This window comes from Acidaminobacter sp. QWL-03, from assembly GCF_058683855.1.
The window spans coordinates 266,394-292,789 of sequence record NZ_CM178752.1 but is presented as its reverse complement, the minus strand read 5'-3'; the positions used below and the strand labels follow the sequence as shown (position 1 = coordinate 292,789).

Here is a 26,396-nt window from a genome sequence, read left to right as displayed (position 1 = left end):
CCACCTTTATTTTGCTTAACTTGTACAGTTTCCACTCCAGCAGCCAAAAGAAGTTCGGCCTATAATCTCATCTTGAACTTCTTTGCCAAGTTCAACGAAAAATGCAGTATACCCGGCAACACGAACCAACAAGTGTTTGTACGCTTCAGGATTATCTTGAGCTTTCAGAAGCGTATCTTTGTCAACGACGTTGAACTGAACATGATAGACATCCAGTGTGCAAAGTGTCTTGAGAAGGTTCATCATTTGAGCTATGCCGGCGTCACCTTCCATCATTTCAGGCTCCAGTTTCATATTAAGCTGAGTTCCTTGTGTATATCGCGCATGAGGAATTCGGCTCACAGATTTTAATAATGCGGTAGGGCCGTTCACATCAGTGCCGCCTGTTGCGCCAATACCATCCGTCAAAGGTGTCCACGCCTTGCGTCCGGACGGCAATGCGCCTACTTCAGCGCCAAGAGGTGTATTTCCTGATACCGGCAGCATCCCTGTGGTCATTGGACCAAACTTGGTATTGTAACTTTCGAATTCGTCAGCAATAAAGGTAAAGATTTCCCCGACCATTCGATCCGCGCGCTCGTCATCATTGCCGTACTTTGGCGCTTCCAAACACAATTTGTGGATCTCTTCATAGCCTTCAAAGTTTGCATCAAGAGCTTCTTTCAATTCTTTCATAGTCATCTTCTGATCTTCATAGACCATGGTCCGGATCGTGGCGACCGAGTTTACAATATCAGCAATCCCGGTTGTTATTACACCGCCGCCAGCGTTGTACTTTGCGCCACCCAGACTGTAATCCATTCCAGAATCAATACATTCTTTAAAGGTCAATGAGAGGCAAGGCGCCGGTCGGAAATTCATGCTGAGATAATCCAAAAGTTGGTTGCCTTTGACTATCGCCTTAGTCGTATATTGAATATGCGCCTTTAAAGCGTTCCAGAAATCATCAAAGGTTTTAAAATTCGCCGGATCACCTGTGGAGACCGAGACACGTTTTCCGGTTTTTCGGCTGATCCCGTCATTTAATGCCAGTTCTACCATGCCACCTAGATTGATGTCCGCCATATCTGTATACTGTTTTAAACGACCGCTAAGATTTGTTTCTACACATCCGCAGGGATTCCAATCCCAAGCTTCTGAAAGTGGTACACCTTTATTGAGCATCATGCGAATCCCAGCATCGTCATGATGAACTGCCGGCATTCCAGTGCCAAGTCGAATGGCTTCAGCTGTTTTGCGTAGGAATGAATCAGGATTCTTTGAAATATTATATCGAACTGACAGGTTTGGTTCAGCAAACTGAACATCCATAGTCGCTTGAATGACCTGATAAGACAAATCATTTACAGCATCGTTGCCGTATCTGTCTATGCCACCTGGCGTTACGTTTATTGTCGTACAATAACCGGCGGCGAACTGCGCTGTGACTTCATCCTGGAACAAGCTCAGTTCCGCGATTTTGATCCACATACAGTCTAGGAGTTCCTGTGCACCGTCTTGATCCATGACGCCACTTTCAAGATCTGCCTTGTAATACGGATAGAGATATTGGTCTATGCGGCCAAGGTTATAGGAAGACGCATTTTGCTCCATAAATACGGCATATTCATAAAACAAAACACTTTGAAGCGCTTCATAGAAAGTTTGAGCTGGAAATTCAGGCACTCGGCGGCATATTTCAGCGATTTTTTCAAGTTCAGCCTTTCTGACTGGATCAGCGCAAACTGCTGCCTGCTCTTCTGCAAGATCAGCGTGGCGGTTTGCAAGTGTTATTAAACCCTCACATACCATTTCCTCCGCTTGTAGAAAGTACATTTTTTCAAGATCTCCTGGTCTTGAAATATCCAGTTTGTCCATAGCGTCTTTGATTTCTTTATGAATGCCGCCCAAACCCAAAGACAATAAGCGCTCCCAGCCAGGCGTCGTTTCACCGTAGCCGCGTACAGCTTTTCGGTCAATGTAGATCATGCCATTATCACGAAGTATGGACATGTCTTCCGGTGCCTGAGCACGCCACATTTCGAGCATAGATTTCCCTTGCCAGTATGGTTTGACTTCCTTCAAGAATGTTTGCTTATCCTCTTCACTCAAATAGAAGGGATCAAACTTTCGTGTGCTCATGGTATCAAGTTCCTTGTCAAGAATCGACCAGCTGCTGTCAGCGCATAGTATGCCGCCACGAGGCTTTGACCCTGATCCGCCTACAAGAAGTTCCTGATCCTGAATGTAGATGGTCTTTTTTCTGCATTGGTTTCTATATCCATTTGCTTTTTTGAGAATCCACGGCATACTTTCATACTCCCTGAATCCCTCTGTCAGGAGCTTTGCGTTCTCAACATCCATCTCGACGCGAGTATTCAAGAATTTTTCTTTTAGAAATTCAATACGGTCTAAATATTTCTTAGCCACCTTTAAGCCTCCTTTAACTTATTTGTAACTTTTTCGTAAATGGTGTGAAAAAGCTTCTTCCTATAGTAATTTGTTTATAAGCTGCTGTAGGAAGAAGCCGTGAGATCAATTGTGAAACCGTATCTTATTTGTTGTAGATGCCTTCGTTCAGATAAGCTAAGAGTTCTTCTTTACTCATACTTTCAATTCCGAGATAAGAAAGGTTGTATTTGCTCTCTTTGAAGAAATTCTTTTTGTGCATGCCACCCGCAAGTGTAATCATGGAATCAATGACAGGTGTAGGCACGCCATACTGAACGCCTAGATCGTGATAGATTTTGCAGCCAACCGGGACATCCTCTGTCAAGTAGCGGTGGTGAATGCTGTTCGGGCCGGTGTTGCCCTCAGTGGAAGGCTGGTCAAGCGGGAATACCACGTTGTCTTTACCATTCTCGTCCAGACCCATGTATTCCTGAGTCAGGACGCTGCGGCGTGAGAAGAAAGATTCGTAGGCATATTTAGGGACATCGACGCCAATCGCTTCAGCCAACGCAATTTCTTCGTTGTAAAATTGATATTGAATCTCGCAGATGGATGGGCTCAGTCCATGTGAGTACATGGAGTAGGTGGTCTTGTCGTATCCGCCAAAGATGACACCCCAGTTTTCCATTGTGGAGACCCCAAGAATTGTCGCCGGTACGTGAATGACCGGATTGATGTTAGAGAAACCAATATCCAGAACCGTGTTGCCTGCCTCAGGACCATTCCCTTGAGTGACAGCATCAAGGCAAGGCAGATATTTGGAAGATTCCATAAAATCATCAATATCTGACATAGGCATTGAAGCGCCACGCAATGTGATAGCGCGGTATTTGACGCCGACGCGAGGGAACATGAAGCCGTTGACGGCTTCTATTCGAGTACCATATGGCGCGGAAGACCAGCCGCCGACTATGATTTTTTTGGTGCAGCCCATCTCGCGCATGAGGCGTCTGAGAATAAGGGAAGCGTAGTTGTCTGTAAAGATATGGATGACCTGTCCGTCCTCCAGATGAGGAATCAAAGCGCGAAAGAACGGCTCATGAGCCATAGCAGGGGCAGCAACCACAATTAAGCCTGCGCCTTTGACTGCTTCACCCATGTCACTGGTGACCAGATCAAAAAACGCTTTGCCGGAACGTTCGAAACAGTAAAGGTTACGCTGGATGCCTTCTAAAACAATGCCTGTCTTCTCCAAGTTTGCTAAGGTTTGCTTCGCAAACGGCATCATGTCAAACAATCGAACCTCACGTCCAGCCAGTTTCATATCTGCAGCACAGGTTTTTCCAACAGCGCCGCCTCCAAGTACTGCGATTGGCATGTCCTTGAGATATTCCATACTTGCTTTTCCGTTCATAAATAGATGTCCTCCCTTTTTGGCAGTTCAATTGAATTCTTCGACTTGAATTTGGTCATTATTAGAATTGTTATGTATGATTTCTAACCAGCTATAATGCATCTTTCGTGCCAACTCCTTTTGTTTTTTTATTTATTCAAAATTTTCTCTATCTTTTGAGCAATTTAAATCAAAATCTATTTAGAACCTATTGTAGTTTGAATCCGTGTATACCTTGATACATCCGCGTATCATGAATTTTCTAAAATCCGCCACCGTAAAATAGCTTATAAAAGAAGTATAAATAATAAAAATTCAATTCGCAGCATTTAACTTGATCCCAAAATACCCATCATCACCAATATAGAAAATCGCCAATTATTTTGCCTTTTTTGCGCAAAATGCAAAATCCGATTTGCAGCAAAGAACTTCCATCTTTGCTTAATCAATCAAAAATTAAAACCTGACCTTCAAACACCAAAAGGTGTTTAAAAGTCAGGTTGATCAATTTCTTTCTATTCAGTTTCGTTGTCCTTGAATCGCTCGGTCAATTCCTGAACATCTATATTATTTCGTTTGATGCGGTATTGAAGATTCTGACGGCTAATCCCCATTTTTTGAGCGGTTTTCGATATATTCCCACCGTTTTTCATCAACGCTTCCATAAGCATGTCACGTTCAATTTCATGGATCGTACTTCCCAACAGCTCGTTTGCCGACTTTTCAACATTATTTATATCTAACGATGATTCATTTGTAATTTTCTTAAGAATATGATCCGGAAGTACATCCCTGGTAATAGCTAAAGCGCCATCCGGCAAAATATTCATTGCATGTTCAATGACATGCTGGAGTTCACGGACATTGCCAGGCCAATCATAGGTTTCAAAAATCACGAGAACGTCAGGATCAATTTTATTCACATTTTTAAGAAGTGTTTTATTGTAGTTTAAAATGAAGTGTTTCGCGAGTAAGGCTATGTCCTCTTTTCGATCTCGCAAAGGTGGAATGCTGATATTGACTACACCCAACCTGTAAAATAGATCTTGGCGTATTTTCTTTTCTTCAACTGCCTGGTACGGAGGAATGTTAGTATTAGACAGTACTCGAACGTTCACATGAGTCTCATGCGTTCCACCGATCCGTCGAATGACACCATCCTGTAAAACACGTAATAGCTTTGACTGAATCCCTAAGTTCATGGAATTGATCTCATCCAGTAATAGTGTTCCGCCATCGGCTTGCTCTAAAAGTCCTGCCCTGCTTTCCGAACCGGTATAAGCACCCTTTTCAGTGCCAAACAACAAGGATTCCAAAAGATTTTCAGGAATAGCGGCACAGTTAATAGCTAAAAAAGGACCATTGGCGCGTTGACTCGCATTATGTATGCTTTGTGCAAAAAGCTCTTTTCCGGTTCCTGTTTCACCATAGATCATAACCGAAGAATCTGACTTGGCGCACTGCTTACATTTTTTAATCAAATCCTCTATGACCAAGCTGTTGTGAATAATATCTCGAAATTGGTATTTAGCGTTCAGCTTACTTTTATGTATATCCTTGGGAGATTTGGTCCGTTCGAGAAGTCTTTCCTGCAAATCGATAACTTTTTTATTTAATCGATCAACTTGTGTCCAGTCTTTCATGATACTGAATGCGCCCAAAATCTGGCCATTAAAGAGCGCTGGATAATTGTTAGACATAATTTCTACACGTTTTCCGTAGAATGTCGTATAACTTTGTCTGATATTCAATTGCGGCTTCATAGTATTTATAACCTGTGGCAAGATTAAATCGTTTCCATCAGCCGAAGAATAGATTGAGCCTATTTTCTTTCCGCTGATATCTTGCATTAATAGCGAGTCCATTTTAACCGCGGCATCATTCAACATGAAGATGCGCTCCTGCTCATCACATAGAATCACAGCATCCCTGATCTGATTTACAACTTGCATTAACATATCATGGCAAGCATCATTTCGGGCATTTCTAAAAACGATTATTCTTGCGCCATCCGGCAGTCCATCGACTTCTGGCGACGGGCATCGCGCTAAATATTCGCCAAAGGCTATGTTCAGATAAGCTTCTGACATTTTTTCATCGCAAAAAAGAGGCGCAACTAACCTGAGAGATTCTCCAATCAGAATCCCGTTTCCGTGCAACAAATTATCTCCTTTTACGTTGATGTCCAAAATACGGTAGTCTTCATCAATCAACACAGCGCCCAGGTCACATTGAGTTAAAAGTTGAAACGCTTCATGTAATACCATGAAATCCTCCTATCGTATGTAAGTTTGAATTCAGGTCAACCATCCAACTGGTGTAAGATCAGATTTAACCCTGTATGAAGCAATAACATTTCAAGGCTGTACATGTTCATTTAATGTCTCGCTAGAAAGACTTTATCACAAGTTGAACAAAATATTACATTAAAATTTCGACCATGCTTCTCGACATCCGTTTAAGTTTGTTTTGTAACATGCCGTATGCTTTCACGCCAAGCTTAAAACTGGCATTTCTCATCGTTAGTAAAGTACACTTATTTTTGTGACAAGATGCTGTCAGTCGCGATTGTTCAACCTTTCAAACTTATCCCATTCCACATCATATTTTTAGGATTCTTTCAAGGATATAAGTCGAACTACTCTTACAACACAGTGTTTGCAGTACTCTGACACATTTTCGAAACATTGAGCCTTATGACAACCACCTGAGATCCTGCAAATTTTTCGTGTGTGATTGCAAAGCATGAGTGATCATTTGAAGCTATCATTGAGACATAAACATTCAGGGAGGTAGTTATAATGAATTCTCATTTTCAAGTCGTAAGACCCGAAAACGTTCCCGCTTGTCCGTTGTCTCCGGGTATGGAAGAGCGCGATTTACTCAAAGCCGAATTAGCCCGTCAAAGCGAAACCCCTATTGTAATTCCTGCAATCATTAATGGAAAAGAAATTTTTACCGATATACGATTTAATGTCACTGCACCCCACAACCATTCATTAGTCCTTGCTGAATGCTGTATGTGTAATAGTGAGCTACTGAAAGAATCCGTTGACGCAGCAATGGCAGCAAAAGCAGAATGGGAAAAACTGCCTCGCGAACATCGATTTGCGATCTTTGAAAAAGCCGCTCAACTCATTGAAGGCAAGTACCGCTATCAACTCACTGCAGCGATCATGCTGGGACAAAGCAAAACAGCATGGGAAGCGGAATGCGATGCGCCTGATGAGTTATGTGACTTATTGCGCTATGGCATTCATTTTGCCGATCAGATCTACAGTCAGCAACCCAAATCCACACCAGGGATCTTCAATCGCTTAGTTTACCGTCCTCTCGAGGGTTTTGTCTGTGCAATAACACCATTCAACTTTGCTTCAATATGTGGCAATCTTCCAGCCGCACCTGCCATCATGGGCAACGTCGTCGTTTGGAAGCCAGCTGCGACTGCAGCACTTGTCAGCTACTACATCATGAAGATCTTTATTGAAGCAGGCGTTCCTGCCGGCGTCATCAATTTCATTCCAAGTAAAGGCACTGATGTCAGCGAGTACGTCTTGAAAGATTCGCGTCTTGCAGGCTTCCATTTTACCGGTTCAACCGAAGTGTTCCAGAAGACTTGGAAATTGATTGGCGAGAATATCCATAATTATAGAAGTTATCCGCGTTTAGTTGGTGAAACAGGCGGGAAAGACTATATTTTCGCCTATGAAGATTGTGACGTTGATGCGTTGGTATGCGGTTTAATTCGCGGCGCATTTGAATATTCCGGACAGAAGTGCTCGGCAACATCACGCTCTTATATTCCTGCTAAAATCTGGCCTGAGGTTAAAGAAAAGCTTCTCGCTGAAATTGCTACAATTAAAGCCGGCGATATTTCTGACTTCACAAATTTCCTTGGCGCAGTCATCGATAAAAGAGCTTTCGACGAAGTCACTCGCTATATTGATGAAGCCAAAGCCTCTCCAGATGCGGAGGTCTTATGCGGCAGCTATGATGACAGTACTGGCTGGTTTATCAATCCAACGGTCATTCAAGCAAAAAATCCTAACTATGTAACGATGATGAAAGAGCTTTTCGCGCCCGTTTTAACCATTTATGTTTACAACCAAGATGAGTTCGATGCCATGGTTGATCACTGTGCGAACTCCTCCATTTATGCTTTAACCGGCGCAATCTTTGCTAAGAATCGAACTGTCATAGCAGAATTGGAAGAGCGCTTACGTCACTCGGCAGGCAATTTCTGCATTAACGACAAACCCTCCGGTGCTCTCTGCGGTCAACAGCCTTTTGGCGGCGCTCGTGGATCCGGTACCAATGACAAAGCCGGCAGTATAATGAACATGATGCGTTGGATGAGTCCTCAAACTGTCAAAGACAATTTGTGCCCTGACACAGACTACCGCTATCCGTATATGGCTGACAAATAGTTAATAGCATTGCCAATAATATCAAAAGGCTGATGTAAAATGATACTTCCATTTTGCGTCAGCCTTTCATTGATCAGCACTTTATTTTTTAAATGCCTTATAATCAATACCATTTTTCATCATTCGATATTGTAAAGTCTGCCTGCTGATCCCTAAGAGACGTGCGGTCTTAGACATATTCCCGGAATTATCTCTCAATGCATTTATAATAGCTCTAGTCTCAACATTTTGTTTGATTGAGTTTAAATCCGAAAAAACTTCGTGTTTATTGCCACTTTCAACAAATAATCCAACCTTTTTCAAAATATGCTCAGGCAGATATTCAGGTGAGATTTGTTTTTCTTGATCCGGCATGATATTCATGGCATGTTCAACAGCATGTTGCAATTCACGGATGTTGCCGGGCCAGTCATAGAGCATAAAAATCTCTAGAACTGCAATATCTACGCTGCCAATTTTTTTATCCATTTTAGTATTGCAAGTCTCTATGAATTTCTTCGCTAGTATTGAAATATCTTCTTTTCTCTCAGATAGTGGCGGAATATTTATATTAACGACGCCCAGCCTGTAAAATAAATCCCGTCTGAGTTTCCCTTCTTCAATCGCCTGGAGCGGCGGCATATTAATGTTTGAGATCACTCTAAGGTCAACTGGAATCTCGTTAACGCCACCAACGCGTCTGACTTTACCTTCCTGTAGAACTCGAAGCAATTTTGATTGAAGTTCAATATTCATAGAATTGATTTCATCAAGCAGTAAAGTTCCATGATCTGCTTGCTCAAGAAGGCCAGCCCTTCTCTCTGAACCTGTATACGCTCCGGCTTCAGAACCAAATAGTAAGGACTCTAATAATGTATCCGGGATGGCTGCGCAGTTTATTGCAAGAAATGGTCCATTTGAACGGGGACTTGCGTTGTGAATGCTTTGAGAAAACATCTCTTTTCCGGTGCCTGTTTCACCATAGATCATCACGGATGAATCCGAACCGGCAATTTTTTTGCATTTTTTTACGATTTGATCCATAGTATGGCTCTCGTAAATGATATCTTGAAATTTATATTTTGCTTTTAATGGCTGCAAATTATCTTTACTTAAGTCCATTTGGCTTTTGTTCGATTTGCCTTGTTGAAAAACAGTGACTTGATCCACGCCATCATATATGACCGAATCTTTCAAACCATCCTGGCGAAACTTACTGCCTGCTTCACAAAAAATTATCAGATTGGAATGATCTGATAACTGCTCCTGTGATATCGTGCGGCATTTCAGCAATAAATTATTTGATTTGACGTTAAAAATTGTCCCTTCGTTGCCCTCCTGACATAAAACAGGCGCAATCCATTCAAGCGACTTCCCAACTAAGTTTTGTTCGCTCTGCAGAAGTTGATCACCCAAACTGTTTATACTCAAAATAATATATTCCTTATCGACGAGAATGGCACCCAGCCCACTATCGGCAAGAACCGTCATTAGTTCAGAGACCTTCAAATTCAATGCGATCCTCTCACTTTCAAAAGCGATGCTCTTTTAAACAACGTCATGCAATTGCGTTTTTCAAACAAAAAATAGGCAAAATATTTTGCAATTCTATTGTTATGTTATACCATAACGCTTCCCAAAGCAATAGAACCAAGTACCATGTAAATTCCATAACGGCCACATAAGCAAAGGAGCAGGGATTCCAGGAATCCCTACTCCAAATATTGACTTGACGCCTCGACAATAAACACTATCATTAATTCATTGAAGTGAATTGAAGACCATCCTATCCCCACTTACGGGATTCGTCCATAGCTTATCCGCCAGCAATGGGTCCTATAAGCGTAATAGTTTCTTCATTGCTCACAAGATAGTTTAATGATAATTGACGTCTGTTTTCCAACCTTACAAAAGGGACTAAGATAGGGTTGATGCCTATTCCGGAAATTATTGAACGCAGCGAGGCTGGCTCATCCAAGTACACTTCCATGGTCTCTTCTACAGGTTTCCCCAGATCTTTGAAGATTGACATCAGGCTCTCGGTCAATTTAAGGGTCACTTTTATTTTTTCACCCTTAACCATCCTATTAAGCCAGTCCAAACTTATTAATCGTATCTTCCAGTGGGATCCCGTTCTCATCCCAGCCTCTAGCTTTATAGTAACCATCAAGCATTTCATTAATAACCTCGAGGCTGATATAATGTCCTTTGTTTGGTCCATCTGGGGTTGGTTCTTCATAAAACCTTGCTGGCGGATAGTCGTACTTTCTTCCAAAATCACTCATTTCTCTGTGGTTAAACAGTCTCGTTAAACACCAGACTTTCTCTGAAACTTTGATCAAGTCATCCCACTCGATTTTTTTACCTGTAATGCAGTAATGCAGCTCTTTATAATAGTCAAGTTCGAGACCCATTTCCATGTATTGGAATCTGCAGGTTCCCAGCATATCAAATACAGGGCGGATGTTCTGACTCTTAATAACTATCGGAACGACGTTATCATGCTTTGCCTTAGGCATAGCACCCGCAAAATGTTGCTCGGAAATGACATCGGAAACCGCCCCAATGTCAGCAGAACCCGCTACATCGTTTCCTAAAACCCAGCACTTGCCATGATGCGCGCCAATATCTGCTGTCATGTAACCCAGCATCATGCCAGGTGCATTTCTGCATTCATAACCGGTCCACTCCAGCCCTTTAACTTGGATCGCAAATTTACTGCTGTCACTGCCTATTGTCTCTGCGGCATTTCTAACACCTTCAGCGAGGACATTTCCAATCTTTTCACGCTTCGTGACCAAATTCAGGATATGCAGAACAGACGCTAAATCCCCAAATTTCACATCCATACCCATCTCTTCTTTTGAAATCAGGCCTTTTTCGTAACACTCAAGAGCAAAACTGACCACAACGCCACCTGAACAGGTGTCAATCCCAAGTTCATCACACACATAATTCAAATAAGCAATATCGTGAATATTTCCGATACCGCAGTTGCTTCCTAGCAAGGCGATAGTTTCATATTCCGGACCTTCAACATAAGCATTTCCTAAATTTGTTTTTGCATAACCATACTTGCCACAAGGGGTAGGACATGCAAAACAACCTTTATCTGTGATTTTCAATTCTTTTAAAATTGCTGCACCATTGATCTCTGCAGCATAGTCAACGTGAGAGGTTTGGAAATTTTTTGTCGGAAGAGCACCCACTTCATTGACCCAATCTGTAATGCACGCAGTCCCTTCCGGTGTCCAGGCTTCAAATCCCGGCTTCGCTCTGACAGCGTTATAGGTTTCTTTACCCTTTTGGAAAAGTGCTTCAGGATCGAAAACAGGCACACTTTTTGTTCCCCTTACAGCAATACCTTTAATGTTTTTGGATCCCAATACCGCGCCTATACCAATTCTGCCAGCTTGTCGTCCGAAGTCATGTGAAATGCACGCAAATTTGACAAGGTTTTCACCCGCTGGTCCAATGGTTAGAATTTGAAAATCTTCCCCAAGCTCTTTTTTCATAGCTTCTTCTGCATCATAGGAGCCCTTTCCCCAATATTTCTCTGCAGGTCTGATTTCCACAATGTCATTGTCAATGTAGATGTAACTTGGTTGTTTGGCTTTTCCTTTTAGAATAGCGACATCATAACCGGCATACTTCATAGTAACCCCAAAGTGTCCGCCCATATTGCTGTCGCCGTATCCGCCTGTAGCAGGAGACTTTGTGGCAAATTCTGTTTTTCCGCTGGCAGGTAAAAAGTGTCCATTCAGTGGACCTGTAGCAATTATAAATATATTTTCCCCATCAAAAGGGTCAACATTAGGGGGATTTTCATCGTATAAAATCTTTGCCGTAAAACCTCTGCCGCCTATGTAATCATCCACCCATTCCTGTTTGAGTGGTTCCTTAATTACTTGTTCAGCTGTTAAATCGATTCGTAGGGTCGTGCCTGCGTATCCATAAATCATCAGCTATTCTCCTCTACTCAAAAGTTAATGCATTTCTAGGGCATATTTCTACACATTGTTTGCAGTCGTTACATTTATCTACCTTATCATCCTCAGGATCCACCATCATGACATTGGATGGGCAAGCTTCAACACATGCCATGCAGCTAATACATTTATCCTTATCAATAAGATAGGTGCTGCCAAATAACTGAATTGCTTCTGTCGGACAAACTGACGCACATACACCACACTGATTGCAAACATCAACATGATATTTTCCCGGACTTGGAAATCTGCCAAATACTTTGAGACGAGCTTTTGAAGGGTTTACTTCTTTGAAATTAAACAGTGTACATGCCAGCTGACAAGCTTTGCAGCCGGAGCACGTCGCATCGTTGAACTTTAAAGCCATGGTAACACTCCTTTACATTGTAGTTGATCCAACTAAGTTAATTTCGACATTCCTTTGCACTTCTTAATCAAATGCGTTACATTTGTTTCCAGATGACTTGACCATTTCAAAGGTTTGCAATAAACCCTTAAAAACCTATGTAAGCGGTATACACATAATAAAGCATGTTTCATGCCAACCTTTTTCTTTTTCGTTCTTTTTAAAATATTCACACTATTATATTTTACGCCACTCGTTCTTGCTCCAATATTCCCGCTACAAGTAGTCGTTTTAACTGATTATCAAGCTCGTTTTAACTGTTATAACTATTTTGTAACTAATATAGGCCACCACAACATTAGACATTAATTAGACATAAATTACACATAAATCTATCAAGTTTATGATTTCTCAATTCAACGAATTCTGGCGAATCAAATATGCAATTTTTTTTGCTTTTTTTGCGCAAAACGCAAAATATGATTTGCGGCAAAAAAATCACGTTACTTTATCTTTATAACCCTTAATATGAGATAAAGATGATCTGTCACCGAGTCCCAAAAAATAATATTGCTGCTTTTTATCACTATCATTATTTATTCATTTATGCGCCAATCATCCCTCAACAAAAATTGACTTGAATTCGATCTCTCTTCCAAAATTTCTAAGATTCCGAATTTTTATCATAAAAATATTTTGATTAGTCACCCCGCACCTGTTACACTAAACACGTATACTTGATAATTCAAATCGTTATCCACCCACAACCCTTTCATTGCCTAAGGAGCCCACCCCCATGCCCACACACAAACCCAACAAAAAAGAACTCACCAACTGGCTCGCCTACCTGGCCGTCTGCCTATTCTGGGGCTCCGCCTACGTCGCTATCAAGATTGGTGTGACCGACATAGCGCCACTCTTTTTTACTTCCCTCAGATTTTCCATCGCAGGCGCGCTCATGCTCCTTTTCGCCCTATTCAAAGGCATCCCTTTCCCCGATCAGCCACGAGAATATGTCCAGTCCGCCATCATTGGTCTGCTGATCCTCTTTGGCGGCCCCGCTTTTGTAGGGCTGGGCTCCCGTTATATCAGCGCAGGCGCCGTCTCCTTAATCGTCGCCTCGATACCTCTAGCCGTGGCCGTCATGCAAATGATCTACTACCCTAAGCTCAGAACCGCGAGCCCCCGCATATGGCTTGGCCTTCTGATTGGCTTCAGCGGCGTTGCCATCCTGATCTTTTCAGGCGGCGGCGACATGAAGCTGGATCTGCGCGGAGTCATCCTCTGCCTGATCTCGGTGATCCTATGGTCCATAGGCACCATTTATTCCGGCACAGTGAGGCTAAGAAGCCACGCCATCATTCAGTCCGGGCTCCAGATGTTCTTCGCGGGCCTCGGCATCCTGGCCGCGAGCTTTGCCACCGGCGAAAACCATACGCTGAACGTCTCAACCGAAAGCCTGCTGGCACTCCTCTTCTTGATTGTTTTTGGCTCCATTGTCGCCTACAGTGCCTATATGCACATCATCCAATCCTGGCCCCTGGCGAAAGCCAATACCTACGCCTACATCAACCCCATGGTCGCGGTCCTCATGGGCTGGCTGATCCTCAACGAACCCATCACACCAGGCATTCTGTTGTCCATGGCCGTCATCCTATCCGGCGTCATCCTGGTGCAGGCAGATACCTCCAAGTCCCAGTCGGCGCTGGAAGTCGCGGAGTCCGCGGCGTAAAACCCCACAAAAAAAATCAAGAGCCAAGACCTCCTTTTGCCGATGGTCTTGGCTCTTCCCATTTCTCCACTCAGAAACTATTAACGTTACCCCGCCACATAAGCGCAGCAGTAATCCACGACTTCCTCAATTTTAAGCTTAAACTTCGAATTCGCCGGAACCTCAAAGGTATACGCCCCGTCAATTTCTATCCAACTCTCACTCCCAGGCAGCAGAACACTCAGCTTCCCGGACAGGATTTCCATAATCTCTTTCTCCGCCGTCCCAAATTCATAGTCCCCCGGCATCATGATCCCCAGGGTCATCTTCTCCCCGTCCTCGAAAATCACCGTTCGGCTCGTCACCGCGCCATTGTAATAGATATTTGCTGCTTTAACCACTGTCACGTTCTTGAATTCGTTCATGGGTTGTCCTCCTCCAGGATGCTTCCAAAATGTGTCGACCGTAAAACACTAAGTTATCTGCTCAACATTATATCACTATTCTTGAAATAGTTCTGCCGATGGCGACGTGACTACACACGACCATCGGCAGATTTTTTTATTTTATATTTAAAGGTGGCATTTCCCTGGCCGCGCCAATCAGGCGGCTTACTTCCACGATTCTCTGATGGGCAAGCTCCAAAAACGCCTGCGGTGTACCGCGACGTTCCTCAAGGGTCGGGCTCACCTCCAGGGTCAGACAACCGCTGTAGCCTCGCGGAAAGGACCTGGTCACGCTGTGCCAGTCAATTACGCCATGGCCTGGAAGCCAGTGTCGGTCCTCCTGGCCGTCGTTATCCGAAATGTGAGTGGCAGCCAAGCGATGTCCAAAATCCTCAAGGAGCTTGCAACAGCCGAGGTCTGTCAGCCTATGATGAGAGCTGTCAAAACAAAAACCCAGCGCGGGGGACGGAATATGCTCAAGGATGAACCGGACGCGGTCATTGTGTCGGGTATTTTCAACAGCAATCGCCACGCCGAGTGCCTCCGCTGTTCGCGTCAAGGCCTCAAGACTCTTCAGCCCCTGACGTCTCGACGCCTGCGATGCCTGACGGTCGGAGAGGTGCATCACCATCAAAGGAATTTTATGGCTTGCGCAGTCGTGAAGCCATTCAAGGTGGCTCTCAAGAACCGCCTGCCGATTCCCTTCATTCTCCGACCACAGCGCGTCTGAGTCGTTAAACGGAACGTGAATGTTCTCAAGATAAAGATCCGCCTCTCGAACCATGCGCGGCATCTCCTCCCGCTTCACGGGATAGGGCTGATCCTCGTCTTCCCACCAAAGGGATGTCGCTCCAAACCCAGCCTGCTGGATCAGTCTGATCCGTTCTTCAAACGGCATCACAAAGCCGTACCAGGAAAAAATGCCTGATTTATAATCCATGTCAAGTCTGCTCCTTATAAGTTCGACTTCCTGCAGCGCGCCACGGAAAACTCGGTGTCAGACACCCAGTTTCACCCACCGTTCAGATTTTAACTAACAACTCCTATCCCTTGCGTCCCTTCCCTTTGGCAAACCACTCTGCTGTCGCCTGCGCATGCGCCTCCGGAACCTTTGCGCTCACTTGCTCCCGCAGCCACGCCAGACTCTTTTGCTTCAAGTACTTCTTCATCTGATCCTCAGCTTCATGCATGACGACCTTGATCAAACACGGGCTTTTTGTGTAAGCCTCAGGCAGGTTGTTGATATCCAGCAAGATCTCTTTCTGTCTGATCTCAACGCATTGAAACATAGGCGCAGAGCCTTCAATCGCTTCAACCACATCCCAAAAGGTAATGCTTTCAGGTTGTCTGGAGAGTTCATACCCCCCGTTGACACCGGGTATCGATTTGACAATCCCGGATTTCTTTAATTTAGTGAAGACCTTTGATAAATAGGTTTCCGAGATCCCTTGATAAGCTGCTAAATCCTTAATCCCAACGGTCTTCCCAGCCGGGAGATCCGTCAGATACAACAAACAATGCAGGGCATATTCAACACCTACAGAAAACTGCATAAACTCAACCTCCAGTTCAAGAAGAATTCCCTGTTCCCACCATTCAATTACAGATAATCTTTATCCTTAATATATTCATTTTACCTTGACTTGTCCATTAAGTCCAGTTATAATCTTAATTGTAGATATCAATTATCCGTAATATCTTTATACATCAAAAATCGTGTTTCAAACTCAAATTTTAGGAGGATTTATCATGTTGTCAGAAAAATTTTTCGAGGTACTAGAGAATGAAGGCGTTGTTACCCTTGTAACTTGGAGCACTGACGAGCCCCATGTCGTCAATACCTGGAATTCCTATCTCGTCGTAACGCCTGACGAAAGAATTTTAATCCCTGCTTACGCTATGCGCAGAACAGAGAAAAACCTGCTTCAGAACAATAAAATCAAGATGGCATTAGGCGCTCGAGAAGTCCTGGGTTACAACGATTATCAGGGCACGGGATTTGTAGTAGAAGGCACGACCCGATACATCGAAAACGGTCCTGAATTTGACAGCATGAAAGAAAAGTTTTCTTTCTTAACCAGAGTGCTTGAAATCACGCTAACTTCTGCAAAGCAAATGCTGTAGAATTCCGAGGCGTCGACCGTTCGCCTACGAGAACCACCTGAACCTAGCCCCCATTGGGAGATCAGTACCAGGATTCCAATACTTATCACATAACTCACAAAACCCAAAACGCCTGGAACACTTTTACCGGTGATCTAGGTGTTTTCTATTTTCCCTTTTCACTTTGAAAACTCAAAACTGTGCGCGGTTCAAAAAAATGTTATACTTAATTATCCCCCCCGGGGGGTTAATTCCCCAAAAAAGAGAAAGGATGTCTGCCCATGCCACACGAGCACAGCCACACCGAAACTAAGAACGTCATTAATCGACTTTCCCGTGCCATTGGTCATCTTGAGGCAGTTAAGAAAATGGTCATTGACGGCAAAGACTGTACCGACGTCCTGATCCAGCTCTCCGCCGTCAATGCCGCCATCAACAATACAGGTAAAATCATTTTGGTCGATCACATCCGACACTGTGTGGCAGACGCAGTGGCGCATGATGATCCGTCCGTGCTGGATCAGCTTGAAGATGCCATCCACAAATTCATCCGCTAAACAACGAAAACTCGACAAAGGCAAAAATTCTGCCGTCCTTTTTGCCTTCATTGCCGCGACCTTCTATGCCCTCAGCACACCGTTTTCCAAACTGCTCCTAAATTCACTCGACGGAACCATCCTCGCAGGACTTCTTTATTTAGGCGCCGGCACTGGCATGCTGATCATTCTACTAATCTATCGAGCTTTCCACCTTGACTCCAACGAGCTTTCTCTTGGAAAGTCAGAGCTGAAATACATCATCGCTATGGTCCTGCTGGACATAGCTGCCCCAATTTTCCTGATGGCAGGCCTTGCCACCTCCTCCGCGGCAAACGTCTCACTCCTTAACAACTTCGAAATCGTCACGACGACCATGATCGCGTCCATGGTGTTTCACGAAAAAATCTCAAAGACGCTCGGTGTTGGAATTGCCCTTGTGACGTTGTCTACGCTCATTCTTAGTTTTCAAAACGCAAGCAGCCTTTCCTTCTCTATAGGCTCAGCCTTAGTCCTCCTTGCCTGCCTGAGCTGGGGACTTGAAAACAATTGTACCCGGATGCTGTCAAGCAAGGATCCCAAACAAATTGTCGTTATCAAAGGCTTTGGATCCGGTCTTGGTGCCCTTGGCATTGGGCTTTTCATCGGCAAATCCCTGCCTGAACCTAAGATCCTGATCGCCGCCTTAGTTCTTGGATTCATTGCCTACGGCTTCAGTGTCTATCTGTATGTCCTGGCTCAAAGGAGCCTGGGCGCATCTAAAACCAGCGCCTTTTACGCCGTTGCGCCGTTTATTGGCGCCGCAGCCTCCATTGTGGTTTTCAGAGAGCTGCCAGGACTCAACTTTTGGGTAGCGCTCGCCGTCCTGGCCCTGGGGACTTACTATACGAACAAGGGTTGACGACTGGTGGAAATACGTGTCTGACACCACCTTCCACCCCCCTCCCAAAAAACTTAAAGAGCCAAGACCAGTATTTTTGCCGATGGTCTTGGCTCTTCCCATTTCCCTAAAGTCTTACTTAATAAAGCTAACCTGCGTGTTGATCTCCTTAATCGCTTCATCCTTCTTCTGGTTGAAGACGACCTTGTTCTCCTCAAACATATTGCGGCCTTCTGCGTCAATAGACACAATCAGCGGACCAAACTCTTTCACTCTGCAGACCCAAAGGGTCTCCGGCATGCCAAGATCACGCCACTCCGCGCGCTCAATTTCCTCAACCTGTGTCGCCGCCAATACTGCGCAGCCCGCAGGGAACACCACGTGGAGCGCCTTGTGCTCTTTACAACCCGCTTCCGTATTCGGTCCCATGCCGCCTTTGCCAATGATCAGTTTGACACCGGTTTGTTCAATAAATTCTTTTTCAAACTTCTCCATACGCATACTCGTAGTTGGTCCAATGGAGATCATCTCAAATTTGTCATCGTCAAGTTTACGCACAATAGGACCGGCATGGAAGATCGCCATACCGTTCAGATCCACCGGAAGCGGTCTTCCCTGCTCAATCAGACGTCTATGCGCCACGTCTCTGCAAGTGACAAAGTAGCCACTTAAGTAAATGATATCTCCAGCCTTGATTCCTTCAAGATCCTCTGCCTTGATAGGCGTCGTCAGCACTCTCTTATTATTCATACTGCACCTCCGAATGTGACGTAATCGTGGCGTTCATCTCTTTGTCAAAGATAATATGGCCACGTCTATGAGCCCAGCATCCTGTATTCACCGCGACACCAATGGTGGACGGGTGACGCGCCGCATTTTCAATATGAACGCCCATAACAGAAAGATTGCCTGACATCCCTTGAGGTCCAAGACCAATTTTATTGATGCCATCTTCAAGAAGCTGCTCCAGCTTGGCTGCACGCTCGTTAGGATTGTGTGATCCCAAAGGACGCATCAACGCTTTTTTAGAGAGTACCGCTGCGGTCTCTACGGAAGTCGCCACGCCAACTCCCACCAGCAGCGGCGGGCATGCGTTGAGGCCATAGCTGGTCATGACGTCCATGACGAACTGAACCACGCCTTCATAGCCTGCACCCGGCATCAGCACCATGGCTTTACCTGGAAGCGTACAACCGCCACCAGCCATGTAGACATCAATTTCAACCGAATCTGACTCCGGCACAATTTCCCAGAAGAAGGACGGTACACCTTTGCCAATGTTTTTACCTGTATTGTATTCATCAAAAGTCTCAACGCTGTTGTGTCTAAGCGGCGTCTTCATAGTCGCTTCGTAAACCGCTTCTGTAAGAATGGTCTCAAGCTCACCCATCAAAGGAAATCCAGTTCCGCATTTGATGAAAAACTGCAGTACGCCTGTATCCTGGCAGCTCGGTCTGTAGAGCTCCCTTGCCAGCTTTTGATTTGTGAACATGGAATCGTAAATGGTCTTTGCCAAAGGACTATTTTCCATAGTTCTCATCTCAGCCAGTTTATTTTCCACATCATCCGGCAGTCGGATGCCGACAAAACCAATGAATTTCGACATTTCGTCTTTAACCGACTGAATCAACGGTTCTTTATTCATCATTAAACCCCCTATAAAATTGAGTTACATTCCGCACCTGTTGGATAAGAAATAAACGGAACTTGGTGTCAGACACCCGGTTTCAACTCGACACGCCCATCCAACCGCGCCTGCTTCAATCCACACTGACCCACACCTCCCGCCTAATTACACCCCTATGCAGGGAAGAACGGGAAGAAGATTGGCAATAAAATCATGCTCACAATAGTCGCCACCACTATCAGCGGCAAACCTGCTTTTACATAGTCCATGAAGCGGTAACCGCCAGCCGCCAAAACCATAGTGTTGGCAGGCATGCCAATTGGCGTCGCGTATGCCAGTGAACCGCCTATGACCGTCGCCATCAGAACCGCCCGCGGATCAGCGCCCATGCTGGAAGCTATGGAGACACTGATTGGCACCAGCAGTGCCGTGGTCGCCGTGTTGGACATGAAGTTAGTCAATACCGCCGCGATCATAAAGATGGCAAATAACAACACAAACGGTGAAGCGTTCTGTCCGAGAGCACCCATAACCGTCTCTGCGATCAAGGCGCCTGCGCCAGTTTTATCTAGAGCCGAAGCCAGCGCCAATGTCCCACCAAAGAGGAAAATTACATTTAAGTCAATTGACTTGTAAGCTTCCTTCTCAGTCATAACACCGGTGAGAACGAGAAGCAGCGCGCCAATACTGCCTGTAACGTGCAGCTTGATCCCGATCTGCTCTTCAAAGATCATCCCGATAATAGTAACGACCAGAATCACCAGCGAAAGCGTCTGTTTCCATGCAGGCACGTGACTGTAATCGATGGTTTCATTAAAGACGCTGTCAGGATCACCTTGCGTATTTGGAAGAAACTTGTAGCCAATAAACGCGAAGTAAATTATACCAACCACTAAAATTGGGAGACCTATCTTAGCATATTCAAAGAACCCAAACGACATATTCATTTCCTGCAGCGCGGATTGAGCAATCAGATTGCCCGGAGCGCCAATCAGCGAGAGGTTTCCACCCATAGCGGCGGCGAAGACCAGAGGCATAAGCAGCTTGGATCTGGCAAAACCTGACTTTGCCGCTATACCTATGACCACTGGAATCAAAACTGCCGCGGTGCCCGTATTGGAAAGTACGCCCGACATCAGGCCTGTGATTACCATGACCGCGACGATCAGTTGACGCTCCGTCTTAGCGAATTTCGTGACGACTCCGCCAATTTTGTTGGCCATCCCAGTCTCAAACAGTGCGCCACCCACCACGAACATCGCGACGAACAGGATGACATTGTTGTTAACAAAACCCGCAAAGGCTGCCGATGGTTCCAAAACCTTAAACAAGATCAGAGCAAGACAAACGATCATGGAAGTGACAGCGAGCGGGATTTTTTCCCAAACAAACATGACTATTGCAAATAGAAGTAGAAGTAAGGTAATAATTGCTGGACTCAAAATATGTATCCTCCCTTCAATTTGAAGACACCCTCAAAGTTAAACTACCAATAATCGAACCAAATAACAAGACACCATTCTGTATTTGATATTTGATATTTAACATTTGATAATGTATCCATTTATGTCTTAATGATATACGGGATCTTTTATGTTGTCAATAATCAAAAAAATCATTCTGTAACCCCAACACATTCAACGGTGCCTCTTTTTATAAGAACACCATAAAACAAAAAGGCAGTGTCCCATACGACACCGCCTCTAAACCTCAATCAATCTCTGACAACAACTCATGATCTGCCACGAAATGTGTCAGTATATTTTCCATACTTCTTATAATATGTGCATACATCAATTGCTTCGCTTTTTCCGCGTCATATGCCTTGATGGCCTCCACCAGTTTGCTGTGCTCACTGTTGGAAATTTGAGCGTAAGCGTCCTCTGTCACCTTGTGCCCCATGGAAAGTCCATTCCACATGGAGGACAAAATAGACAGAATCCGGTCATTGTCCGCTGCCACCCAAATGGCCATATGGAACGCCTGATTGAAGTTGGAATATTCATAGGCTCTGTTTTCTTTCAAAGCCAGCTGCCCTTCTTCAAAGGCTTCCACAATATCTGAAATGTCCGCGTGGTTCTGACAGACCATGCCTATGGCTTCCCGTTCCAAAATAGCCCGGGTTATATAATGGTCCCGGATCATCTTCTCCGTCAAACCCGTAACCACGGCGCCTTTATTGGGTGTCAGCTTGATTAAGCCTTCCCCGGCAAGAATCTGAAATGCCTCGCGCACTGGTGTATTCGACACACCCAGCTGCGTCGCGATCCCATCCAGGGTGATATTCTCCCCCTCGCTTAGCTCTCGCGTCAGTATGGCTTTTCTCAGAGCTGATGCCACCCGCTCTCGAGTCGGCAGTAACTTGATTGGCTTTAGACTACTCATTTGAATCATCCTTAATCAATGTTTCTATCACATTGTCATAGTACTTCCTGAACCCATCATAAAGCGCCTGGGCCTTGCCTGTCTCAAGGCACGCCATGATCTCACCCAAAAGCACATGCCCTTGCGCAGGATCATAGCTCCCACGAATCTCTGCGAGCATCCAAAACGACGTCAGCATCCGTTCATACTGCTGAACAACGAAGGTTCCAAGTCCATCAAAATAGAACTGTTTATGAACGTCCTTCTCCAGCTTCAGAAGAATCTCATGATCAGCGCCGGATTGAATAGCTCTGCTAAGTGTGTGATACGCGTACTTTAGCTGCTCTATTCCCCATTGACCTTCGATCATCATGGCCGCAATTTCGGAGGCCATAGCACTCAGCATCCTACCATGGGCTTTGATGCTGTCCTTGGACAGCCCCACCACGCGCATGTGCCTGTTGCGCATCCGCTCGATGTACCCTTCCTGCTCCAAAATCTGAAGGGCCTCCCGCACCGGCATTCTGGACACGCCCAGCTCCGAAGCAATGTTTTCCTGCACCAGTTCAAAACCCTCAGGGTACTCCCCTTTCAGGATCTTGACCCTTATATATTTAACGATTTGTTCCTTCAGTTGTTTCATCTCTAGTGGCTTCATAGGCGCTCCGTAAAACGTTATTTTAAGTCAAACGAAAAATGTGACTACGCCATATTATACCATGACCACCGACCAGGTAGAATTAGAAAGTTCTTGAGGTGGGCGAATTGAAAGGAAAATGACCAAGAGGCAGCCCAAAATCTTTAAAGAGCATTTCTTTGCCGATGGTCACCCCGTCCAAATCCTCACACCTCCGACAAGTCGTCTTCGACAGCCTTCCGAAAAGCTTCTGGCAATTTGACCGCCTTCCGGCTTTGATAGTCAAAGGCATAGATTTTCGTGCTGCCTTCAAACACACACGCCAGGTCGCTTTGACGGATAAACGTGTAATGCATCACAAACGAACGGTCGCGGAGCTCATCCACCCAAACCGAGGCGTCCAACAGATCGTGAAGAAACACCTCTTTGCGGTATTTGACCTGGGCTTCACTGATAATGATGCCGACATTTTCACCAATGCGGCGTTCTTCATAGCCCAGTTGCTGCAAGAAACTGATCCGTGCGTCTTGGAAAAAAGAGAGCGCCCTGTCATTGCCCATATGATTGCCGTAGTTGATATCGCTGATGCGAACTTCAAGGGTTCTTAGGTTGTTTATGCGTTTGGGCATGAGAGTCTCCTTTCGGGTAACGAAATCACATTTTGTGCCGATATTTCTGCTTCTCAGGAATCACACCTCTGACGCCGCCCTCCGGATCTTCCATATCCCCAACGTACCTCGGGATTATGTGAAGGTGCAGGTGCGGAATTGTCTGTCCGGCAGCCATGCCCTGATTAACCCCAAAGTTAAATCCTGCTGGATTAAACTTCTTCTCAATGAGTGCTTTGCCGACCTCCATTATTTCAAACAATGCCTTTCTTTCAGCCTCAGACAACTCAAACAAGGTCTCTGCATGTCGCTTTGGAATAATGAGCAGATGACCTTCAGTGACGGGATATTTGTCAAAAAGACCATAGAAATAGTCATTTTCGATGACATAAGCCGAAACCGGCATTTCGCAAAAAACACATTCAGATACTTTCAAATTTTCACCTTCAATCAATTGATATAACAGGATTTTATCACAATCCATCCGGTCGCTTCAAATCAAAAACTTTGTATAAACTACAATCCGCCAAGCGGCTCATAATAATTCTTCAAATCTTCAAACATTCTGCTTTTTAAGCGTTCAAATCCATCCCCACGTGTCAAATCGTCCCAAATCCTATGATGTATCGAAATCTTTTTCAAATCTTTGGCGTAGTACATGAAACGCTTACGCTCAAATTTTTCAAATGGATTGGATAGAATACTTTGAGTCAATATCTTGTTGTCCATAATGTAGTCTCTATAAGTATAAGGACAATTCTCCCTATCCACAGCCAAACCTTTTTCATGGCGTTCAAGATAATAAGCCCTATAGCGCTCCATTAACCCTTGAATATCCGCGTCGCCTGTGCTGTCCACGTTTTCGAGCAACGATAGAATGAAGTACATTTTGTAACTAAAGGTATAAGCCCGTTCATCCATAAACGCCCAAAAATCCTCCACCAGCGTTTCCTCAGTGTGCTCCCTGAGCCCTTTAAGCTTTCGGATCTCAGCAACCTGCTCCGGTCGGAATAATTTTATTGTACTCCTGCCCATTGGAATCCTGACATCAGCTTGAATCTCACCTTTGAGCAGCCAGCTGTTCACTGTCCCTGTTGATACAAACAGTTCCCTGGCCAACATTTCTACCGAAAGATAGTCCTCATAAACTTTTTGCATTGTGAATAGCTCAAACGGCTGCAGCTTGATCAAGCTTTCGTGCGTCGTATCCAATATAACCAGTTCCTCTGAAGTATCCCCAGAACGTTCAAAAAGATTCCCAAAGGCCTGGTAATAGTCCAGCCCAAATAACCCATGAATGGACCATGGCCTGTTGCTAATCTGTCCAAAAGAACCATACTGATCAACGACATCTATGACATAGAGCGCTTCTTTGCCCTCCGCCAGACGCGTCCCCCTTCCCAGCTGCTGTGTATATAAAACCCTGGAAAGCGTTGGCCTCGCCATGACAACGACCGACGTATGTGGTGCATCCCAGCCTTCGTTGAGCAAACTGCAGGTGCACAGGAACTGAATTTCCCTATTCATGTACTGTTCAATTTTTCTCTGCCGATGGTTATCCTTCCCATCCACCGAAGCCGCCTTAAACCCTTTTGCCATCAGCAATCTAGCCATTTCTTTCGCGTGAGCGACACTGACACAGAAAATCAGCCCCGACTTTCCTGGCAATTTTGTATAGAAATATTTATGCAGAACATCTACAATGAGCTCATTTCTTGAACTGACTCGGATGCGACGCTCAAGATCCGCCGCCACATAATCTTTTCCATTAAAACGCACTTCAGAAAGATCAATATTACTTTCAAGACGAAACGCCCGAATCTGACACAGCAGGCCTTTTTCAATCGACTGCTTCAGATCCAGTTTCTCCTCATAGCTTCCAAAGACGTTCTCCAGTCTTTGGGCATCCAACCGCTTATCGGTAGCAGTTAACCCGAGCATAAATTCTGGCTGATAATGCTGTATAGCTTTTTTAAGGACGGGCGCGACACCATGGTGCGCCTCATCTACGACCACATAGTGATATTTTCCAGGCGAATCCTTGTAGTATTGTCTCGCTGCACTGGCATAGGTCATGACCTCGATGCTTCCGACTTTTTTCTGATATTGAATGGATTCCTTTTCCCATTGCCTGGTGAGATCCAAAGAGGGCACAAGTACCAAGGCGTTGAGTTTGCCTCTTCCCGCTGCCATTCTCTTCATATCTTCCAATGCTATAGTAGTTTTCCCTGTCCCTGTTGGCAGGACAACCAGCGCAGACCTTTTTCCTTCGCCTCTATCCCCAGACAAGTCATTTAAGTAATCCGTCTGATGTTCATGTAAAACAAATCCCCTATGAGAAACCATAGAATATTGAATCAAATAATCATCAATACTGCCGATGAACTCCTTAAGTTCATCCACAATTTTCTCGCGGTTCTCGAGACTTTCCGTATCCCACCTGAAAACGATGCCATTCGCAGCAATAACGGAATTTTGCTTCTTCAAGATCTGACGATACTTCGCTTTCCCTATGATATTGGGATGATGATAGCTGACACCATTCTCTTCAATCGCGATCCATGTGCCGTCTTTTTTGAATAAGGCATAATCTACATAAGCGGTTTTGCCTTCTTCTGTAATAAAGGAATATTCGCGCTTTATGTATTTTAAGGCTTCTTCTCCGAAAGCTTCGACGAAACACTCTTCAAATCGGTACTCAAGTGGTGTTGGATCTGCCATGACACTTTCTCGATTAAAGGTTCTGCCAAGCTGATATTCGGCTTCTTCTTCGACAAAATAATCATTTAGAAACCTTTCCAGTTCAACGTCTCCCTCGATAAATCGATAAACTTTTTTGTGCTGGCACATCCATTCGTTTTGCTTCTGGCAGTAGCGTTTGTAGGGGAAGGCGGTGGAGAAGATGGAATCTTGGTCGATGATAAGGATGCAGTTTTTTGAATGAAGATGGAGGGCACGCGAAAGAACTACCTCATTATAT

The 26,396-nt window shown here is 44.7% G+C and carries 23 protein-coding genes; 5 read left to right on the top strand and 18 right to left on the bottom strand.

Features of this window, described 5'->3' with window-relative positions:
• Window positions 1-15: 15 nt before the first annotated feature.
• From AC4PHM_RS01255 to AC4PHM_RS01245, 3 genes are all read right to left on the bottom strand, one after another.
• On the bottom strand, window positions 16-2,409 hold the full coding sequence (locus tag AC4PHM_RS01255; RefSeq protein ID WP_492019091.1) for a glycyl radical protein: 2,394 nt from the start codon (window positions 2,407-2,409) through the stop codon (window positions 16-18).
• 124 nt (window positions 2,410-2,533) lie between these two features.
• Window positions 2,534-3,784, bottom strand: a complete 1,251-nt coding sequence (locus tag AC4PHM_RS01250) for an NAD/NADP octopine/nopaline dehydrogenase family protein (protein WP_492019090.1) — start codon at window positions 3,782-3,784, stop codon at window positions 2,534-2,536.
• Window positions 3,785-4,278: 494 nt separating this feature from the next.
• The gene (locus AC4PHM_RS01245) at window positions 4,279-6,030 is read right to left on the bottom strand and encodes a sigma-54 interaction domain-containing protein (RefSeq protein WP_492019089.1); all 1,752 of its coding nucleotides are present in this window, start codon (window positions 6,028-6,030) and stop codon (window positions 4,279-4,281) included.
• A gap of 534 nt (window positions 6,031-6,564) precedes the next feature.
• On the opposite strand from AC4PHM_RS01245, the gene pruA reads away from it, so the two are divergent.
• Window positions 6,565-8,190: an L-glutamate gamma-semialdehyde dehydrogenase gene (gene pruA / locus AC4PHM_RS01240; RefSeq protein WP_492019088.1), complete on the top strand. Its 1,626-nt coding sequence runs from the start codon at window positions 6,565-6,567 to the stop codon at window positions 8,188-8,190.
• Between the two features lie 81 nt (window positions 8,191-8,271).
• On the opposite strand, the gene AC4PHM_RS01235 is transcribed toward pruA, so the two are convergent.
• From AC4PHM_RS01235 to AC4PHM_RS01220, 4 genes are all read right to left on the bottom strand, one after another.
• A complete protein-coding gene (locus tag AC4PHM_RS01235) occupies window positions 8,272-9,684 on the bottom strand; it encodes a sigma-54 interaction domain-containing protein (RefSeq protein WP_492019087.1) in 1,413 nt (470 codons plus the stop codon).
• A gap of 301 nt (window positions 9,685-9,985) precedes the next feature.
• Window positions 9,986-10,228, bottom strand: a complete 243-nt coding sequence (locus tag AC4PHM_RS01230) for a hypothetical protein (RefSeq protein ID WP_492019086.1) — start codon at window positions 10,226-10,228, stop codon at window positions 9,986-9,988.
• Window positions 10,229-10,256: 28 nt separating this feature from the next.
• Window positions 10,257-12,131 (bottom strand): aldehyde ferredoxin oxidoreductase family protein, encoded by a 1,875-nt coding sequence (locus tag AC4PHM_RS01225; RefSeq protein ID WP_492019085.1) that lies wholly within the window; start codon window positions 12,129-12,131, stop codon window positions 10,257-10,259.
• A 13-nt stretch (window positions 12,132-12,144) separates the two neighbouring features.
• On the bottom strand, window positions 12,145-12,525 hold the full coding sequence (locus tag AC4PHM_RS01220; RefSeq protein WP_492019084.1) for a 4Fe-4S dicluster domain-containing protein: 381 nt from the start codon (window positions 12,523-12,525) through the stop codon (window positions 12,145-12,147).
• A gap of 775 nt (window positions 12,526-13,300) precedes the next feature.
• Between AC4PHM_RS01220 and AC4PHM_RS01215 the strand changes: the two genes are divergently transcribed.
• Entirely contained in the window at window positions 13,301-14,236 is a 936-nt protein-coding gene (locus AC4PHM_RS01215) for an EamA family transporter (protein ID WP_492019083.1), read from the top strand.
• Window positions 14,237-14,322: 86 nt separating this feature from the next.
• On the opposite strand, the gene ppnP is transcribed toward AC4PHM_RS01215, so the two are convergent.
• The 3 genes from ppnP to AC4PHM_RS01200 all read right to left on the bottom strand — a co-directional run bounded on the left by ppnP (window position 14,323) and on the right by AC4PHM_RS01200 (window position 16,214).
• Entirely contained in the window at window positions 14,323-14,640 is a 318-nt protein-coding gene (gene ppnP, locus AC4PHM_RS01210) for a pyrimidine/purine nucleoside phosphorylase (RefSeq protein WP_492019082.1), read from the bottom strand.
• A gap of 136 nt (window positions 14,641-14,776) precedes the next feature.
• Window positions 14,777-15,601 (bottom strand): sugar phosphate isomerase/epimerase family protein, encoded by an 825-nt coding sequence (locus tag AC4PHM_RS01205; protein WP_492019081.1) that lies wholly within the window; start codon window positions 15,599-15,601, stop codon window positions 14,777-14,779.
• 103 nt (window positions 15,602-15,704) lie between these two features.
• Window positions 15,705-16,214 (bottom strand): RrF2 family transcriptional regulator, encoded by a 510-nt coding sequence (locus AC4PHM_RS01200; RefSeq protein WP_492019080.1) that lies wholly within the window; start codon window positions 16,212-16,214, stop codon window positions 15,705-15,707.
• Window positions 16,215-16,410: 196 nt separating this feature from the next.
• Here AC4PHM_RS01200 and AC4PHM_RS01195 point away from each other — a divergent pair, with 196 nt between their 5' ends.
• The 3 genes from AC4PHM_RS01195 (at window position 16,411) to AC4PHM_RS01185 (ending at window position 18,201) form a co-directional block, all read left to right on the top strand.
• Window positions 16,411-16,785, top strand: a complete 375-nt coding sequence (locus AC4PHM_RS01195) for a pyridoxamine 5'-phosphate oxidase family protein (RefSeq protein ID WP_492019079.1) — start codon at window positions 16,411-16,413, stop codon at window positions 16,783-16,785.
• 260 nt (window positions 16,786-17,045) lie between these two features.
• The gene (locus tag AC4PHM_RS01190) at window positions 17,046-17,321 is read left to right on the top strand and encodes a metal-sensing transcriptional repressor (protein WP_492019078.1); all 276 of its coding nucleotides are present in this window, start codon (window positions 17,046-17,048) and stop codon (window positions 17,319-17,321) included.
• Window positions 17,296-18,201: a DMT family transporter gene (locus AC4PHM_RS01185; protein ID WP_492019077.1), complete on the top strand. Its 906-nt coding sequence runs from the start codon at window positions 17,296-17,298 to the stop codon at window positions 18,199-18,201. The genes AC4PHM_RS01190 and AC4PHM_RS01185 overlap by 26 nt, the downstream gene beginning before the upstream one ends.
• A gap of 114 nt (window positions 18,202-18,315) precedes the next feature.
• Here AC4PHM_RS01185 and ttdB read toward each other — a convergent pair whose 3' ends face one another.
• The 8 genes from ttdB to AC4PHM_RS01145 form a co-directional block, all read right to left on the bottom strand.
• Window positions 18,316-18,930: a L(+)-tartrate dehydratase subunit beta gene (gene ttdB, locus AC4PHM_RS01180; RefSeq protein ID WP_492019076.1), complete on the bottom strand. Its 615-nt coding sequence runs from the start codon at window positions 18,928-18,930 to the stop codon at window positions 18,316-18,318.
• Window positions 18,923-19,828, bottom strand: coding sequence for a L(+)-tartrate dehydratase subunit alpha (ttdA, locus tag AC4PHM_RS01175; protein WP_492019075.1), 906 nt, complete (start codon window positions 19,826-19,828; stop codon window positions 18,923-18,925). The genes ttdB and ttdA overlap by 8 nt, the downstream gene beginning before the upstream one ends.
• A 152-nt stretch (window positions 19,829-19,980) precedes the next feature.
• Window positions 19,981-21,249: an SLC13 family permease gene (locus tag AC4PHM_RS01170; RefSeq protein ID WP_492019074.1), complete on the bottom strand. Its 1,269-nt coding sequence runs from the start codon at window positions 21,247-21,249 to the stop codon at window positions 19,981-19,983.
• Between the two features lie 268 nt (window positions 21,250-21,517).
• A complete protein-coding gene (locus AC4PHM_RS01165) occupies window positions 21,518-22,192 on the bottom strand; it encodes a GntR family transcriptional regulator (RefSeq protein WP_492019073.1) in 675 nt (224 codons plus the stop codon).
• A complete protein-coding gene (locus AC4PHM_RS01160) occupies window positions 22,185-22,829 on the bottom strand; it encodes a GntR family transcriptional regulator (RefSeq protein WP_492019072.1) in 645 nt (214 codons plus the stop codon). Before AC4PHM_RS01160 ends, AC4PHM_RS01165 begins: the two co-directional genes overlap by 8 nt.
• A gap of 185 nt (window positions 22,830-23,014) precedes the next feature.
• Window positions 23,015-23,437, bottom strand: coding sequence for an acyl-CoA thioesterase (locus tag AC4PHM_RS01155; RefSeq protein ID WP_492019071.1), 423 nt, complete (start codon window positions 23,435-23,437; stop codon window positions 23,015-23,017).
• Between the two features lie 25 nt (window positions 23,438-23,462).
• Entirely contained in the window at window positions 23,463-23,852 is a 390-nt protein-coding gene (locus AC4PHM_RS01150; protein ID WP_492019070.1) for an HIT family protein, read from the bottom strand.
• A gap of 80 nt (window positions 23,853-23,932) precedes the next feature.
• Window positions 23,933-26,266 (bottom strand): DEAD/DEAH box helicase, encoded by a 2,334-nt coding sequence (locus AC4PHM_RS01145; RefSeq protein WP_492019069.1) that lies wholly within the window; start codon window positions 26,264-26,266, stop codon window positions 23,933-23,935.
• Between the last annotated feature and the right edge of the window lie 130 nt (window positions 26,267-26,396).